Raw genomic sequence first — 15,074 nt, forward strand, 5'->3', positions numbered from 1 at the left:
CTTCATGATCGACGCCCTGAGTTACGTATTGATCGGCACGCCCGATATACCCGGCTGGCTTCAGATGGCCACGGCCATCGCCGGCCTTCAAGCCGACGTGGTGGAGCCCGGACACACGGTGCGCCTGCGCATGGATGGCAAGGTGCAGCGGCTGCTGCTCCAGAGCACCACCGGCAAGCCCACGCTCGGCATGGGCTATACGGTGGCGGGCCCCGAGGTGCTGGAAGCCGTCATCAGAAAAGTGGAAGACGCAGGCTTTGCCGTGACCCCCTCCATGCCCGAAGAACGGGCGCTGCGCGGCGTGGCGGCCATGGCGCATTTCCGTGACCCTGACGGCTACCGGGTGGAGCTGGCCTATGGCTTGCAGGATGCCGCCACCCCCTTCGTGCCCGGCCGGCCGATCGGCGGCTTTCGCACACAGGCAGGCGGCACCGACATGGGCATCGGCCACACGGCCCTGATGGCGGGTGACTTCGCCGCCATGAAGCACCTCTACCACGAGGTGTTGGGCTTCCAACTGAGCGACCGGGGCAGCAAGCCCTTCGTGGCCGAGTTCTTTCACACCAACCCGCGCCACCACACCATCGGTCTGGCCGACACGGGCACCGGGCCCGGGGTCTACCACTTCATGCTCGAATACAAGGAATGGGACGACGTGGGCCGCGCCTATGACATGGCCCTCGAAAAACCCGAATCCATCGGCGTTTCACTGGGCCGGCATCTGAACGACCACGTGACCTCGTTCTACCTGCGCACGCCTGATGGCTGGATGCTGGAGCTCGGCTGGGCTGGGCGCCTCATCGGCGAGGATTGGCAAGTCAGCGAGCTGCCCGGCATGAGCCTGTGGGGCCACGACCGCACCTGGCTGCCGGATGCCAAGCGAGAGGAGGCCCGGCAGATCCTGAAGAAGCTCTCCGCCGAAGGCCTGCGCGCGCCCATCGCGCCTACCGAGTAATTGAAAAACGTCATGACCACCTCCGCCGCTTCACCTGAAATCGCACGGGCCCTCACGCTGGGCGAATGCACCATCAACGTCCACGATGCCGGCCAGGGCGAACCGATCCTGCTTATCCACGGCTCCGGCCCCGGCGTCACGGCCTGGGCCAACTGGCGCGGGGTGATTCCCGTGCTCGCGCAGCGCGCGCGCGTGGTAGCGCCCGACATGCTGGGCTTCGGCTACACCAGTTGCCCGCCCGGCATGCCGCTGAACGTCGATGCCTGGGTGAAGCAGCTGACCGACCTGCTCGACGCCCTCGATCTACCCAAGGTGTCGGTGGTGGGCAACTCCTTCGGCGGCGCCATCGCGCTGGCGCTCGCGCACCGGCATCCCGAACGCGTGAAGCGCCTGGTGCTGATGGGCGCGGTGGGTGTGTCGTTTCCGATCAGCGAAGGGCTTGAGAAGGTATGGGGCTATCAACCCTCGCTTGAAGCCATGCGGGAGCTGATCGGCGTCTTCGCGTTCGATCACCGCATCATCACCGACGATCTGGTGAAGATGCGCTACGAAGCCAGCACGCGCGCTGATGTGCAACAGCGCTTCGCCGCGCTGTTCCCGCCGCCGCGCCAGCGGGGTGTCGAGATGCTGGCCTTGCCCGAAGCCGCACTGCGCGGCATCACGCAGCAAACCCTCATCATCCACGGCCGCGACGACCGCGTGATTCCGCTCGAAGTATCCGAACGCCTGCTGCGGCTGATCCCGCATGCCGATCTGCATGTGTTCGGCGAGTGCGGCCACTGGGTGCAAATTGAGAAGGCGGGGGCCTTCACCCGGTTGATCTCCGAATTTCTACTCGAGGAAAAGAAGTGAAGAAGGAAGATATTCTTGGCCGTTGGCGCATCGTGGACTGGCGGCAGGACTATGACGACGGACGCGTGAGCTACCCGCTCGGCCAGGCGCTGAGGGGTTTCATCGAGTATGGCCCGCGCGGCATGTTCTGCGTGATCGAAAAAGCCGAGCGCCCTGCTCTATCAGCCAGCCAATGGACCGCCAGCGAGCCGGACAAGGTGGCCGCGTACAGCAGCTACTTCAGCTATGCGGGAGGCTGGGACGTCGAGGGCGAAAGCGATCACGGCACCATCATCGCCCATCACGTGGAACACAGCCTCTACCCGAACTGGGAAGGCGGCATCCAGCGCCGCACCGCGCAGATGCGCGAGGGCCTGCTCTACCTCAGCGCCCGCTTCGAAGACGGCACGCCAGAGGCGCGTTCCGCGCACCTGATCTGGCGGCGGGAAGCTTGACCCAGGGAAACCCCCGATCGCCATCTTGCCTTCAGTGCGTTGACATACGCACCTGAGAGCGTGTTCAAAGTCTCCTCGCGGGTCCGTTGCGCCCGAGAAACCGCGTCTGCGGCGTTGAAAAGCCTCGCGATACCACGAGGTATCCCTGCGTTCTTCGCCTAGCATCCACGATTTCTCGAACACAACAGCCCTCGCGCTGAGACTTTGAACACGCTCTGAGGTTTATTCCAAACCACTAAAACCATCCAAGGAGACCTGTTGATGAAAAAAGCGCTTCTCGCCCTGACCCTGCTGGCCGGCACGGCCGCCAGCCCATTCGCCCTCGCGCAATCCGCTTATCCCACCAAGCCAATCCGCTGGGTGGTGCCTTACCCGGCAGGCGGCGGCTCTGATTTCATGGCGCGTACCGCGGCCGCGCAGATGACGATCGAGCTCGGCCAGAACATTCTGGTCGACAACAAGCCGGGCGGCAACGGCGCCATCGCCGTGCAGGACATTTTGCGCGGCGGCCCTGACGGCTATGCGGTGATGAACGCCGACAACGGCCACATGGTCTTCAACCCCGTGCTGTACAAAAGCCTCACCTACAAGGTGAGCGATCTGACCCCGGTTTCATTGATCGGCCGCGTGCCCATGATGCTCATCACCACGCCGGGCAGCGAATTCAAGAGCGCGAAAGAAGTGCTCGCCAAAGCCAAGGCCAACCCCGGCAAGTACAGCGTGGCCTCGGCCGGTTCGGGCAGCCCGCATCACCTGGCGCTGGAACTCCTGAAGCAGACGGCCGGCCTGCACCTGGTGCACATCCCCTATCGGGGCGCGGCACCGTCTCTGGCTGATGTGGCTGGCGGCCAGGTCCCGCTGGCGATCAGCGATTTCGCTGCGGCGGCCGGCTTCATCAAGGGCGGCAAAGTCACACCGCTGGCCGTCTTCACCGCCAAGCGTGTGCCTCAGTTGCCCGATGTGCCCACCTTTGCCGAACTCGGCCTGAAAGACATGGAGGCCTACGCCCTGGTCGGCCTGGTGGCCCCCACGGGCACGCCAGCCGATGTGATCGCCAAACTGCAGCAAGCCACGGCCAAGGCCATGCATAACCCGACCGTGAGCAAGAAGTTCGTCGACTTCGGCGTTGAACCGGTCGGCAGCACCACGGCCGAATACACCAGCCTGCTGCAAAGCGAAACCACGCGCTGGCACAAGCTGATCCGCGATCTGAAGATCCAGCTCGACTGAGCCCCTGTGCGCGCATGTCCCGCGCATGTCCGAATGCGCGCACTAATCGTCGGATCTGACACGGGTCAACACACGGAAAAATCCTTCTAATTCCTGGGAAGGATCAAACCGTATGCCCCCACTGCAGCTCACCACGCCGGACCCGCTTTCCGACTTCATCAAAGAGTCCTTCGCCGCTGAGGACATGACCAAGGATGTCTACGTCAGCGGCCATGGCCCCGCGGTCGTCGTCATGACGGAGATGCCTGGCATCAGCCCGCATGTGGCCCGTTTCGCGCGATGGGTTCGCGACACCGGGTTCACGGTCTACATGCCCTCGCTGTTCGGGCACGATGGCGCGGTGCCTTCGGCGGAACAAGGCATTGAAGTCTTCAAGCGAGCGTGCGTCAGCGCGGAATTCCGCGCGCTGGAAAACGGCGCATCAGCGCCCATCACCGCATGGCTGCGTGCGCTTGCAAAAACCGCGCATGCGCGTTGCGGCGGCCCCGGCGTGGGCACCATCGGCATGTGTTTCACGGGCAATTTCGCGCTCAGCATGATGCTCGAGCCGCCCACGATGGCCCCCGTGGTCTGCCAACCCTCTCTGCCGCTGGAGAATCCCGCCGCCATCGATATGTCTCCCGCCGAACTCGCCACTGTCCGCGGCCGTCTGGAGAAGGAAAACCTTGAAGTCCTCGCCTTTCGCTTCAAGGGGGATCGCTGGTGCCGTGCGGAACGGTTTGAAGCCTATGCGCGCGCGCTGGGTCCGAGATTCGTAGCGTCGGAGTTGCCCGACGAAGCCGCAAACCCTGACCCGCCCCCGTTTTTCAAGCACGTGGTGGCATCGCCTCACAGCGTGGTCACGGCCCACCTGATAGACGCCGAGGGCGAGCCCACCATTCGCGCCCGGGACGACATCCTGGCGTTCTTCAAGAGGCGCCTGCAGGTCTGAAAGCCCCGGAACCAGAACCCCTTTCACAGCCCGGTCTCGTCATTCCCGGATGGCCGGCCCCCGCGCAGGCGGGAATGACGGAGAGGAAGCTGAAACGTCACTTGCCATAAAACCTCTTCAAACTCAGAATAGTCGAATTACGCCTGATTCAGGCTAAAAACGACATGACTGATTTCACCATCCTGGCGTTCAACGGGGGCTACGGAACGGGGATCTCCGCCACGCTGGACATCCTGAGCGCGGCGAGCCGCATCGCCCCTGCGCTGGCCGCGCCCGCGCCGACGTGGCGCATCGTCTCCACCTCCGGCGGCATAGTCGAACTGGAGTCGGGCCTGCTGGTCAAGACACAGCGCCTGCCCATTCGCCAACGCCGCGATGCTTCTGTCTGGATCATCCCCGGCCTCGCGCTCAATACCGAAGCAGACGTGCTCGCCAGCGCGGAGCGCGAAGACATGCAAGCCGCCGCACGGTCGATCGCGAACCATCTTGACCAGGGCGGGCGCGCCGCTGCCTGCTGCTCCGCCGTTTTCCTGCTGCAGCAGGCACAGGCTCTAGACCACCGGCGCGTGACCACTACATGGTGGCTCGCCCCGCTCCTGCAGCGCCTCAATCCCACCGCCAAGGTCGACGCACAGCGCATGGTCTGCACCGATGGCCCCATTACCACCGCTGGCGCCGCTTTCGCCCAGACGGATCTCATGCTCCACCTGCTGCGCGGGCAGTGCGGAAGCCGGGCCGCCGATGCCGTCGCGCGCATGCTGCTGATCGACGGCCGCGAGGCACAGGGAAAATACATCGTCCCGGAGGTGCTGGCCAATGGAGATGAACTGATTTCCCGGCTCGTGTCGCGGATCGAGCACAGCTTGCCGGAGCCGCCCGGCATCGTGGCGCTGGCGCGCGAATTCTGCGTCTCTGAACGCACCTTGGCGCGCCGCGTCCGGCTGGCCACCGGGAAAAGCACGCTCGCGTTGATCCAGAGTGTCAAACTGCGCAAGGCGCGCGCGCTTCTGGAGCAAAGCCGCTTCACCGTCGAGCAAATCTCGGAAGCGGTCGGCTACAGCGATTCAACCGCGCTGCGCAGGCTCATGAAAAAGGCGACCGGCGCCAGCCCGAGCCATTACCGCGCCAGGGGTGCTTAGAGCCATGCCTTTCAAGGTCTTTGGATAGCCCCCTGCGCCACTGGGTGTGAATGCCGGCGGTCCGGTATTTCTGGATGGTTGTCGGGCACTGTGCTGAGGAGATTGGGGAAGACACAGCCGGGTGGAAGTGGCGCTGTGAAAGCCCCCACCGGACGGCCGGCCCCCCAACCTTCCCCCAGTGGGGGAAGGAGTAAGACAGCGGAGCGCAGCGAAGCCTGTTGATGCCAGGGCCGAGCGCAGCGATGGCCCGAGCCGCGGGTCCCCTCTGGCCGTACCGAGGAGCGCAGAGCGAGGGATGGGCAAGGGCACTGCAAGATGCTCCTGCTTCGTGCTCTAGCTTGCTGCAGCTGTTTGAGCGGCGTGAACGAAGTGAACAAAGCGAGTTCTGCAGCACCACCCCTCGATCGAGCACCGCAGGTTGCCCGCAGCGCAGCGCAGGGACACGGCAAGTGGGGTCGCCTTTTCTTGGGTTACCTTCTTTTGGCGACGCAAAAGAAGGTGACTGCACTGCCGGGGGCAATCCCGGCCTCCGACCTCGGATGACTAACAGAAAGCCATTCAGATCAAACGCCGTGAAAGCCCCCACCCCAGCCCTCCCCCAGCGGGGGAGGGAGCAAGAGATGACGAACACGTTCTTAGGCGTGCGGCTGGGGGTATATTGTCTGGAACGTTCCCAGATCGTTTCGCAAAGAGTGCACCCATGGCCGAGACCAATACCCCACAGCACCCAAGCGGCTGCCCTTACGCTCACCCGCCGCTGTCGGCGCAGACGACGCCCACCGGTTGCCCCGTGAGCCAAAGGGCCGCTGACTTCGACCCCTTCAGCGATGGCTACCAGCAAGACCCGCCCGACTACGTCCGCTGGGCGCGCGAACGCGAGCCGATCTTCTACAACCCGGCGCTGGGCTACTGGGTGATCACGCGCTTCGACGACATCAAGGCCGTCTTCCGCGACAACATCACCTTCAGCCCTTCGATCGCGCTGGAAAAGATCACCCCCACCGGCGACGAAGCGAACGCCGTGCTGGCCTCCTACGACTACGGCATGAGCCGCACGCTGGTGAACGAGGACGAACCGGCGCACATGCCCCGCCGCCGGCTGCTGATGGAGCCTTTCACGCCCCCGGCGCTCGCCCACCACGAACCGATGGTGCGGCGCCTGGCGCGTGAGTATGTCGATCGCTTCGTCAATGATGGCCGCGCCGACCTCGTGGACCAGATGCTGTGGGAAGTGCCGCTCACGGTCGCCCTGCACTTCCTGGGCGTGCCCGAGGAGGACATGGACACGCTGCGCAAGTATTCGATCGCGCACACCGTCAATACCTGGGGCCGCCCCAAGCCGGAGGAACAGGTGGCGGTGGCGCATGCGGTCGGCAATTTCTGGCAATTTGCCGGCAAGGTGCTGGCAAAAATGCGCGAGAACCCCGAGGCCGGCGGCTGGATGCCCTATGGCATCCGCAAGCAGATGGAACAGCCTGATGTGGTGCCGGACTCCTACCTGCACTCGATGATGATGGCCGGCATCGTCGCCGCCCATGAAACCACGGCCAACGCCACGGCCAACGCGCTCAAGCTCCTGCTGCAACACCCCGATACCTGGCGCGAGATCTGCGAGGATCCCAGCCTGATCCCCGGCGCCGTGGAGGAATGCCTGCGGCACAACGGTTCGGTGGCCGCGTGGCGGCGCCTCGTCACGCAGGATACGCAAGTGGGCGGTGTCGATCTGCCCGCGGGCTCCAAGCTCTTGATCGTCACGTCCTCGGCCAACCACGACGAGCGGCATTTTGCGGATGCCGATCTGTTCGACATCCGGCGCGAGAACTCCAGCGATCACCTCACGTTCGGCTTCGGCTCGCACCAGTGCATGGGCAAGAACCTCGCGCGCATGGAGATGCAGATTTTCATCGAGGAACTCACGCGCCGCCTGCCCCACATGCGCCTGGCCGAGCAGCGCTTCACCTATGTGCCCAACACCTCGTTCCGAGGGCCGGAGCATCTGTGGGTCGAATGGGATCCCGCGCAGAATCCAGAGCGGGCACAGCCTGAGCTCCTCCACAAGGCGCCTGCGCCGGTACGCATTGGCGAGCCTTCGCGCCATACGCTGCACCGCACGCTGCAGGTCTCGGAAGCCAAGCCCGCAGCCGCGGGCATCACCCGGCTGCGCTTGTCGGCGCCGGATGGCCGCGAGCTGCCGCGCTGGACACCTGGCTCGCACATTGATGTGGAGTGCGGCGACACCGGCATCAGCCGGCAGTACTCGCTGTGCGGCGATCCGGGCGACACCAGGCACTATGAAATCGCGGTGCTGCGCGAACAGGAAGGCCGTGGCGGCAGTGAGTGGATGCATCAGCATGCCCAGGCCGGCACCACCCTGAAGATACGCGGCCCGCGCAACCACTTCGCTTTCGACGAAACCGCTTCGCGCGCCATCTTCGTGGCCGGCGGCATCGGCATCACCCCCGTCAGCGCCATGGCGCGGCGTGCGAAGGCCCTGGGCATCGATTACGAGCTGCACTACAGCGGCGCCTCGCGGCGCACCATGGCTTTGCTGGAGGAATTGCAGGCCCTGCATGGCGATCGCCTCAAGGTCTATGCCAAGGACGAAGGCCAGCGCAACGATCTGGCCGCTTTGCTGGCCACCCCGCAGCCCGGTGCGCAGATCTATGCCTGCGGCCCCGCGCGCATGATCGAGGCGCTGGAAAAAGCCAGTGCACACTGGCCCCAGGATGCCCTGCGCGTGGAGCATTTCGTCTCGAATGTCGGCACGCTGGACCCCTCGAAGGAACACGCTTTCGAGGTCGAGCTGAAGGCCTCGGGCATGGTGCTGCCCGTGCGCGCCGATCAGACCTTGCTCTCCGCCTTGCGCGCCGCCAACATCGACATGGAAAGCGATTGCGAGGAAGGCCTGTGCGGCTCGTGCGAAGTGCGCGTGCTAGGGGGCGAGATCGATCATCGCGATCTCGTGCTGACCCGTGCTGAACGCGAGGCGGGCGGGAAAATGATGAGCTGCTGCTCGCGCGCGAAAGCGGGCCGGCTGGTGGTCGATCTTTAGCGCTCGATTCGCGCTCGATTAGCTCTTGGCGAAGTGCAGCGGCGCTGAAAACCCGCGCCCGTCGGCCAGATCGGTCACGGCCAGCTGCAGCGTGTACGCACCAGGCGCCAGGGATGAAGCGCGCAGAGCCGACTGCGCGGTCAGCGTCACGGGGGGCCCGAACTCGATGGCGATGTCGCCACTCGGCTCCTGCGCCGGCACCTTTTTCTCGATATCGTAGAGGATGTGCACCGGCTCCACGATATCGCCCACGTTGATATCGGCATCCACCCGGTCCGGGGGTGCGTCAGCGTCGTCGAAATCAATATCCCGCGCTCCCACGATCTGGCCCGAAATCCGCTGCGTCGAAGGATCCCATGTGCAATTGAACAGCATCAGCACGATTCTCGGATCGCTACCCGTAGCGCTTTTCAGGCGCACCGGCGTGCCCAGCAGCACGGCCGTGAGCTCGCCCTCATCTGCCGTCCAGTGAGCCAGGGTAAACAGAAGCAAGGGTTGACCATCAAGCTGGAGCCACCACCGCGTGTCGTAGCGCACCACACCGCCCAGCAGATAGTTGTCAGTGTTGAAACCAAGCTGGCCAGAAACGAGAGGGGTCGTGCCAGTGATCTTGACCACGGTCTGGTTCACCGGCTGGATCAGCATCAGATCGGCCAGCCGCACGCCGTACACGGAGCTAATCTCGCTTTGCACGGCATCGGGGGCATCCGCCGGGGAAGTCAACGGCGGCACATGAATAACCGACGGCGCCGTCTTGGCCTGTTCGGCATGGCGCTCTATCAGGCGCATGTATTGAGCGGGCATGTCCAGCGCCTGATAAACGCCGCGCTGCAAGTCACTCCGCGCCAACATGGGAAAGTAGACGCTCAGGCCGTTGGCTTCAGGCGCTTTCGGCCCGGTGATATTGAAGACGATCGCGTCCTGCAGGGCCTGACTCAAAGCCGGCTGCGAGGTGCTGGCGATATCCGCGCTGGCAAGCAAGGCGGAAAACTGATGCAGATCCACCAAGTCAAGTTGCGCCTTCGCATCGGGTTGGTATCCGAATTCGGTCGTGCGCAGGCGCGACATCGCCACTTGCTTCCACCGCTCTATGGAGGGGTCGACGGTGCTGCCCTCGGCGCCGGGCAGCGCTTTGGCTTGCAGCGCAAGCGCCGGGGCTCCAAACGTGGGCGGCCAAAACACCGTTGAAGCAGACAGCGCGGGCCCTCCGGCCGCCTTGGCGGCCTGATCGTAATAGGCGAGCACGGCGCCGGCCCATTGATCCAGTTGCTCCAGCAAGGCAGGGATGCGGGAGAGATCGATGATGCTGAAAGTGACATAGTCCGACAGCGGAGGCACCAGGCTGCCGTTGGGGCGCTCCCGCATCTGCTTGTCATGGAAAGCCTGCGCTGCCACCTTGCCGAACTCCGGTGCCGGCAGGGCGGGTTGACGCGCCAGCGTATCGACAATGACTTTCCAATCCCAGCCCGAGCCGGGCTCGAGCTCCTGCGAGGCACCCAAATAGCGGGCGTAGGGCTGGAGCATCTTGGCCACTTCCACCGTCGCCATCAAGCAGGCGTCAAAACCGATGTAATCCAAGGTGATGCCCGTCGCGCTCTTGAACCCCTGCAAGGCGGCCGCCATGGCCGGCAGGCTCATCTTTTTGCCTGATGCCGGAAAGTTCTCGTCTTTTCCGTAGCCGTAGTAACCAGAGCCGTGATCCCACAGCATCAGCATCGTTCGCTCAGCAGGATAAGCGCCTGTGGCCCACAGCAGGAACTCCTGCAGCGTGCCGCCCGAATCCATATCCTTGCGGCCCAGATCGGCCAACTCGTTCAGCTTGCCGCCTGTGAGTTCGAAGCGCTTGACCGTCTTCCAGCTGGAAACCAGGCTGGTCGGGTCGTCCTTGGCGGCGCCGCCGGTGGTGATGACCACCTTGGTATAGCTCGAGCCTTGCGCGGCCAGCATTTCAAGCAGGTTCTTCGTGCCCGCGTTGCCACGGCTTTCCAGGTCGGAGCCCAGCAGATAGACGAGCAGCGTCGTGCTGGCCTGGCTGCCATTCCCCCCGCCGCAGGCGGCGAGCCCTCCGGCGACCAGAGCAGCGGCAGTACCGAGAAGCTGACGACGTGAAATGGGAGGCATGAACGATCCTGAAGTGAGGTGAGCAGGCGCCAAAAGCAGCGGAGGGTCGGCTTGAGTAAGTTCAAGGCGATACTGTTTTGGTAACAGTGCGCGGCTTATCGTTCCAGCAAGGACTTCGCGCCTCAACCTGATGCTTTTCCCCGTCATTCCCGGATGGCCGGCCCCCGCTCAGGCGAGAGTACTGGGCCCTCATCACAGTAGCCGGTTTAAGAAGCCTCTCCCGGAACGTGGGCTGGAACGACGAAAGGGCGCCGTCTACCGCCTACTTCCACCGCTGCGGCTCAAGGCTCACACTACCGCCGCCCGCGTCCGTCAACGTCAGTTGGTTCTCTTGCACGGTCGCCGAGAGCTGCATGCTGCGCGCCGCCAGCGCCGTAAGCGCCTGCGCCTGATCCGCGGGCACACGCCATACGCTCAGGCGGTCCAGCCGCGTCAGCTTGCTTTCAATGCCGCGCCACCACACCTCGGCTGCGGGGCCGTAGGTATAGACGATGACGTGATCGGCCTTTGAGCACGCCTTGGCCAGGGGCTTGTCATCCGGCTGCCCGACTTCGATCCATAGCCGGGTGCGGCCGGTGAAATCCACCAGTTGCACATCAGGCTCATCGGGGCTGGAAAGACCCGCGCCAAAGCCGATCTTGGCGTCGCCGCCACACAGATCCTGCACCTGATGGGCATTGAGCGCCAGCGCCGCCAGACGCATCATCATGCGCTCGTCGGTTTCGCTCGGGTGGCGCGCCAGGGTCAGCGCCAGATCGGTGTAGCAGCCGTGGTCGATGTCGGCTAAAGCCAGATCGGCTTTGAAGATGGTGGATTTGAGCGCCATGAAAAGAGAGGCAGCGCCTCAATCGCCCTTCACTCGCTTGGCCAGCTCCGCGGCCTTGCCCACGTAGGTACCCGGTGTGAGCGCCAGCAAGCGGTCTTTTTCGGCTTGAGGGATCTCGAGAGAATTGATCAGCCCATGCAGCGCCTCGCGCGTCACGGTCTGTCCGCGCGTGACTTCCTTGAGCTTTTCATAGGCACCGGCCACGCCAAAGCGCCGCATCACGGTCTGGATCGGCTCGGCCAGCACTTCCCAGGAAGCATCCAGATCGGCTGCGAGCGCAGCTTCGTTCAGCTCCAGCTTGTTCAGGCCGGTCAAGAGGGATTGGTAGGCCAGCACCGCATAGCCCAGTGCCACGCCCATGTTGCGCAGCACCGTGGAATCGGTCAGGTCGCGCTGCCAGCGGCTGATGGGCAGCTTTTCGCTCAAATGGCGCAGCACCGCGTTGGCCAGGCCGAAATTGCCTTCCGCGTTCTCGAAATCGATCGGGTTGACCTTGTGCGGCATCGTGGAAGAGCCGATCTCGCCTGCCTTCAGCTTCTGCTTGAAATAGCCCAGCGAGATGTAGCCCCAGATGTCGCGCGACAGATCGATGCTGATGGTGTTGGCGCGTGCCATGGCGTCAAACAGCTCGGCCATGTAATCATGCGGTTCGATCTGGATGCTATAGGGCTGGAAAGTCAGGCCCAGGCCAAAGGTATCGGCCGTGCTGGTGCCTTGCTCGCCCAACTCGGGGGCTTCCACCACCCGGCGCGCAAAGGCTTCCCAATCGAAATCAGGCCACGCGGACAGGTGGGCGTTGTAGTTGCCCACGGCGCCATTCATCTTGGCGCGCAAAGGCACCTCGGCGATCTTCCCCCGTGCGGCCTGCAGGCGCACCACCACGTTGGCCAACTCTTTGCCCACCGTGGTGGGGCTGGCGGTCTGGCCATGGGTACGGCTCAGCATGGGCACTTCAGCGTAAGCAAGCGCCAACTCGCGCAACCGGCCCACCACGGTATCGATCATCGGCAGCAATACCTGATCGCGTCCGCCCTTGAGTTGCAGCGCATGGCTGGTGTTGTTGATGTCTTCGCTCGTGCAGGCAAAGTGAACGAATTCGCTGGCAGCCTCGAGTTCGGAGCGCCCTTCGAACTTGGCCTTGATCCAGTATTCGACCGCCTTCACGTCGTGATTGGTGGTCTTTTCGATCGCCTTGATCGCCTCGGCGTCGGCTTCGCTGAAGTTGTGTACCAAGCCGGCCAGATAGGCGCGCGCACCGGCGGAGAGCGGCTTGAATTCGGCAAAACCGGCATCGGAAAGCGCGACGAACCAGGTCAACTCGACCTGCACGCGGCGGCGCATGTAGCCCAGCTCGCTCATCAGCGGGCGCAATGCGGCCAGCTTGGCCGCGTAGCGGCCGTCCAGTGGCGAAAGAGCGGAAAGAGGGGTGAGGTCCATGCCTAAATTGTAGGAGACGAGCAAGCCGCGCCAGATCAGGCAGGCTCGGTCGTTCCCGGATGGCCGGCCCCGCTCTGGCGGGAATCCGGTGCGGCCCCGCAACACCCCCCGGAATTACTGCCGCAGCCGGGCCGGCCGCCCGGGAATGACGGGGAAGGAAAACCCTACAATGGCAGGCGGCCCGGTTGCCGTGAATTCGATATACATTGTTCTCACCATGTCCATGCGATTAATCGGCGCCCTGACCAGTCCCTACGTACGCAAAGTGCGCGTCGTCATGGCGGAAAAGAAGCTGGATTACAAATTCGTCCCCGAAAATGTCTGGGCCGAAGACACCGCCATTGCCACGGCCAACCCGCTGGGCAAGGTTCCCTGCCTGGTGATGGACGGTGCTGATGCGGTGTTCGACTCCCGCGTGATCGTCGAATACCTGGACACGCTCTCTCCCGTCGGCAAGCTGATCCCGCCGCCGAGCCGGCAACGCGTGGAGGTCAAGACCTGGGAGGCCCTGGCCGACGGCCTGCTCGACGCCGCCATCCTGGCCCGCCTCGAAGCCACCTGGCCCGGCCGCACCGAAGGCGAGCGCAGCCAGGCCTGGATCGCACGGCAGATGAAGAAGGTGGACGACGCGCTCGCCGCTATGAGCCGCGGCCTGGGCGAGAAGCCCTGGTGCTCCGAGGGCATCCACCTCTCCCTGGCCGATATCGCCGTCGGATGCGCCCTGGGCTACCTGGATTTCCGGTTCCCCGAACTCGACTGGCGGTCGCGCCACGCCAATCTGGCCCAGTTGCTCGATGTCAAGCTGATGCAGCGGCCGAGCTTCCTTGATACGAAACCAGAGTAAAACGCCAAACCCCAAACAAAACGCCGCCCGGATGCGGAATCCGGGCGGCGTCTTTGTATAAAAAAGCTGTTAAGCGACCTGAAGCGAAGGAGGAGGAGGGAGGGAGGAGGAAGTGCGCTTCAGGTTTTGCAATTGGCACGAAGCCGGGGGCTTAACAGCGATGAAATGGGAGAGATGTTTTCCAACTCATGCGGTGTATGAGGGCCCCTGCGCGGCTTAAGTTCCGTGAAAACCCGCACCGCTGCGTAAAGAACTGTTAACGCCCTGTTCGTGCTGTTTTCGCTGTTTTGGAGGAACGGAAAGCCTTCGACATACCACTGTCATGTCGTGGTCATTAAAATAGAGCGTTTGGGCGGCACTTTTGCGGCCCGATCAGGGAGAAATTCAAACCGTGCTGTACCCCGAACTGTTCAAACAACTCGAGGCCGTGCGCTGGGACATGGGCAAGGATATTCCTTGGGATCAGTTCGAGCCGGCCAAGCTCAGCGATGAGCAGGCCGAAACCATCAAGATGAACGCCATCACCGAGTGGGCGGCGCTGCCGGCCACGGAGATGTTCCTGCGTGACAACCAGCACGATTCGGATTTTTCCGCCTTCATGTCGATCTGGTTCTTCGAGGAGCAGAAGCACTCGCTGGTATTGATGGAATACCTCAAGCGCTTCCGCCCCGAATTGGTGCCTACCGAGGAAGAACTCCACGCCGTGCGCTTCGAGTTCGATCCGGCCCCTTCGCTGGAAACGCTGATGCTGCACTTCTGCGGCGAGATCCGGCTCAACCACTGGTACCGCTGCGCCGCCGACTGGCACAGCGAGCCGGTCATCAAGCACATCTACACCACGCTGAGCCAGGACGAAGCACGCCATGGCGGTGCCTACCTGCGCTATATGCGGCGTGCCATCACCAAGTTCGGCAACGAGGCACGCCAAGCCTTCGCCAAGGTCGGCGTACTGATGGCCAGCGCCCGCCGCACCGCGCAAGCCCTGCACCCCACCAACCTGCACGTGAGCAAGGCCCACTTCCCGCGCGACACCGTGCAAAGCCGCCTGCCGGATCCCGAGTGGCTGGAAGAATGGCTCGACAAGCAGATCAAATTCGATGCCGGTTGGGAAAGCAAGGTGGTCGAGCGCATTCTGCACAACCTCAGCCTGCTGCTGGGCGGCGGCTTCAAGACCGTGCAGGAATTGAACCGCTACCGCAAGTCGCTGGGCGCGGAAACGCCGAACCAAGCCGCGCCCGTCTGATACCCGGTGC

At 63.7% G+C, this 15,074-nt stretch carries 12 protein-coding genes; 9 read left to right on the top strand and 3 right to left on the bottom strand.

Annotated elements, in window-relative coordinates:
* The first annotated feature begins 4 nt into the window (after positions 1–4).
* The 7 genes from WJU18_RS30870 to WJU18_RS30900 all read left to right on the top strand — a co-directional run bounded on the left by WJU18_RS30870 (position 5) and on the right by WJU18_RS30900 (position 8,593).
* The gene (locus WJU18_RS30870) at positions 5–955 is read left to right on the top strand and encodes a VOC family protein (protein WP_423458094.1); all 951 of its coding nucleotides are present in this window, start codon (positions 5–7) and stop codon (positions 953–955) included.
* Positions 956–967: 12 nt separating this feature from the next.
* Positions 968–1,807: an alpha/beta fold hydrolase gene (locus WJU18_RS30875; protein WP_423458095.1), complete on the top strand. Its 840-nt coding sequence runs from the start codon at positions 968–970 to the stop codon at positions 1,805–1,807.
* Positions 1,804–2,241: a lipocalin-like domain-containing protein gene (locus WJU18_RS30880; protein ID WP_423458096.1), complete on the top strand. Its 438-nt coding sequence runs from the start codon at positions 1,804–1,806 to the stop codon at positions 2,239–2,241. Before WJU18_RS30875 ends, WJU18_RS30880 begins: the two co-directional genes overlap by 4 nt.
* Before the next feature lie 261 nt (positions 2,242–2,502).
* Entirely contained in the window at positions 2,503–3,471 is a 969-nt protein-coding gene (locus tag WJU18_RS30885; protein WP_423458097.1) for a Bug family tripartite tricarboxylate transporter substrate binding protein, read from the top strand.
* Between the two features lie 112 nt (positions 3,472–3,583).
* Positions 3,584–4,402, top strand: a complete 819-nt coding sequence (locus WJU18_RS30890) for a dienelactone hydrolase family protein (protein ID WP_423458098.1) — start codon at positions 3,584–3,586, stop codon at positions 4,400–4,402.
* 164 nt (positions 4,403–4,566) lie between these two features.
* A complete protein-coding gene (locus WJU18_RS30895) occupies positions 4,567–5,541 on the top strand; it encodes a GlxA family transcriptional regulator (RefSeq protein WP_423458099.1) in 975 nt (324 codons plus the stop codon).
* Positions 5,542–6,241: 700 nt separating this feature from the next.
* Positions 6,242–8,593 carry a cytochrome P450/oxidoreductase gene (locus WJU18_RS30900; protein WP_423458100.1) on the top strand — a complete coding sequence of 784 codons (2,352 nt, stop codon included), beginning with the start codon at positions 6,242–6,244 and terminating at the stop codon, positions 8,591–8,593.
* An 18-nt stretch (positions 8,594–8,611) separates the two neighbouring features.
* On the opposite strand, the gene WJU18_RS30905 is transcribed toward WJU18_RS30900, so the two are convergent.
* The 3 genes from WJU18_RS30905 to purB form a co-directional block, all read right to left on the bottom strand.
* Positions 8,612–10,714 carry a clostripain-related cysteine peptidase gene (locus tag WJU18_RS30905; RefSeq protein WP_423458101.1) on the bottom strand — a complete coding sequence of 701 codons (2,103 nt, stop codon included), beginning with the start codon at positions 10,712–10,714 and terminating at the stop codon, positions 8,612–8,614.
* Between the two features lie 262 nt (positions 10,715–10,976).
* Complete coding sequence (locus WJU18_RS30910; RefSeq protein WP_423458102.1) at positions 10,977–11,540, bottom strand: YaeQ family protein; 564 nt, start codon at positions 11,538–11,540, stop codon at positions 10,977–10,979.
* An 18-nt stretch (positions 11,541–11,558) separates the two neighbouring features.
* On the bottom strand, positions 11,559–12,977 hold the full coding sequence (gene purB / locus WJU18_RS30915) for an adenylosuccinate lyase (RefSeq protein ID WP_423458103.1): 1,419 nt from the start codon (positions 12,975–12,977) through the stop codon (positions 11,559–11,561).
* Between the two features lie 223 nt (positions 12,978–13,200).
* Here purB and WJU18_RS30920 point away from each other — a divergent pair, with 223 nt between their 5' ends.
* Together WJU18_RS30920 and WJU18_RS30925 are read left to right on the top strand one after the other, a co-directional pair.
* A complete protein-coding gene (locus tag WJU18_RS30920) occupies positions 13,201–13,821 on the top strand; it encodes a glutathione S-transferase N-terminal domain-containing protein (protein ID WP_423461136.1) in 621 nt (206 codons plus the stop codon).
* A 382-nt stretch (positions 13,822–14,203) separates the two neighbouring features.
* Positions 14,204–15,064, top strand: a complete 861-nt coding sequence (locus tag WJU18_RS30925) for a ferritin-like domain-containing protein (protein WP_423461137.1) — start codon at positions 14,204–14,206, stop codon at positions 15,062–15,064.
* Positions 15,065–15,074 lie beyond the last annotated feature (10 nt).

It is taken from the genome of Ottowia sp. VDI28, assembly GCF_049532675.1.
Classification (GTDB): Bacteria; Pseudomonadota; Gammaproteobacteria; order Burkholderiales; family Burkholderiaceae_C; genus Ottowia.

What these genes read in the sequence shown, in the direction of transcription:
- WJU18_RS30870 (WP_423458094.1), top strand. Translation starts at nt 5, where the DNA reads ATGATCGACGCCCTGAGTTACGTATTGATCGGCACGCCCGATATACCC.
- WJU18_RS30875 (WP_423458095.1), top strand. Translation starts at nt 968, where the DNA reads ATGACCACCTCCGCCGCTTCACCTGAAATCGCACGGGCCCTCACGCTG.
- WJU18_RS30885 (WP_423458097.1), top strand. Translation starts at nt 2,503, where the DNA reads ATGAAAAAAGCGCTTCTCGCCCTGACCCTGCTGGCCGGCACGGCCGCC.
- WJU18_RS30890 (WP_423458098.1), top strand. Translation starts at nt 3,584, where the DNA reads ATGCCCCCACTGCAGCTCACCACGCCGGACCCGCTTTCCGACTTCATC.
- WJU18_RS30895 (WP_423458099.1), top strand. Translation starts at nt 4,567, where the DNA reads ATGACTGATTTCACCATCCTGGCGTTCAACGGGGGCTACGGAACGGGG.
- WJU18_RS30900 (WP_423458100.1), top strand. Translation starts at nt 6,242, where the DNA reads ATGGCCGAGACCAATACCCCACAGCACCCAAGCGGCTGCCCTTACGCT.
- WJU18_RS30905 (WP_423458101.1), bottom strand. Translation starts at nt 10,714, where the DNA reads ATGCCTCCCATTTCACGTCGTCAGCTTCTCGGTACTGCCGCTGCTCTG.
- WJU18_RS30910 (WP_423458102.1), bottom strand. Translation starts at nt 11,540, where the DNA reads ATGGCGCTCAAATCCACCATCTTCAAAGCCGATCTGGCTTTAGCCGAC.
- purB (WP_423458103.1), bottom strand. Translation starts at nt 12,977, where the DNA reads ATGGACCTCACCCCTCTTTCCGCTCTTTCGCCACTGGACGGCCGCTAC.
- WJU18_RS30920 (WP_423461136.1), top strand. Translation starts at nt 13,201, where the DNA reads ATGCGATTAATCGGCGCCCTGACCAGTCCCTACGTACGCAAAGTGCGC.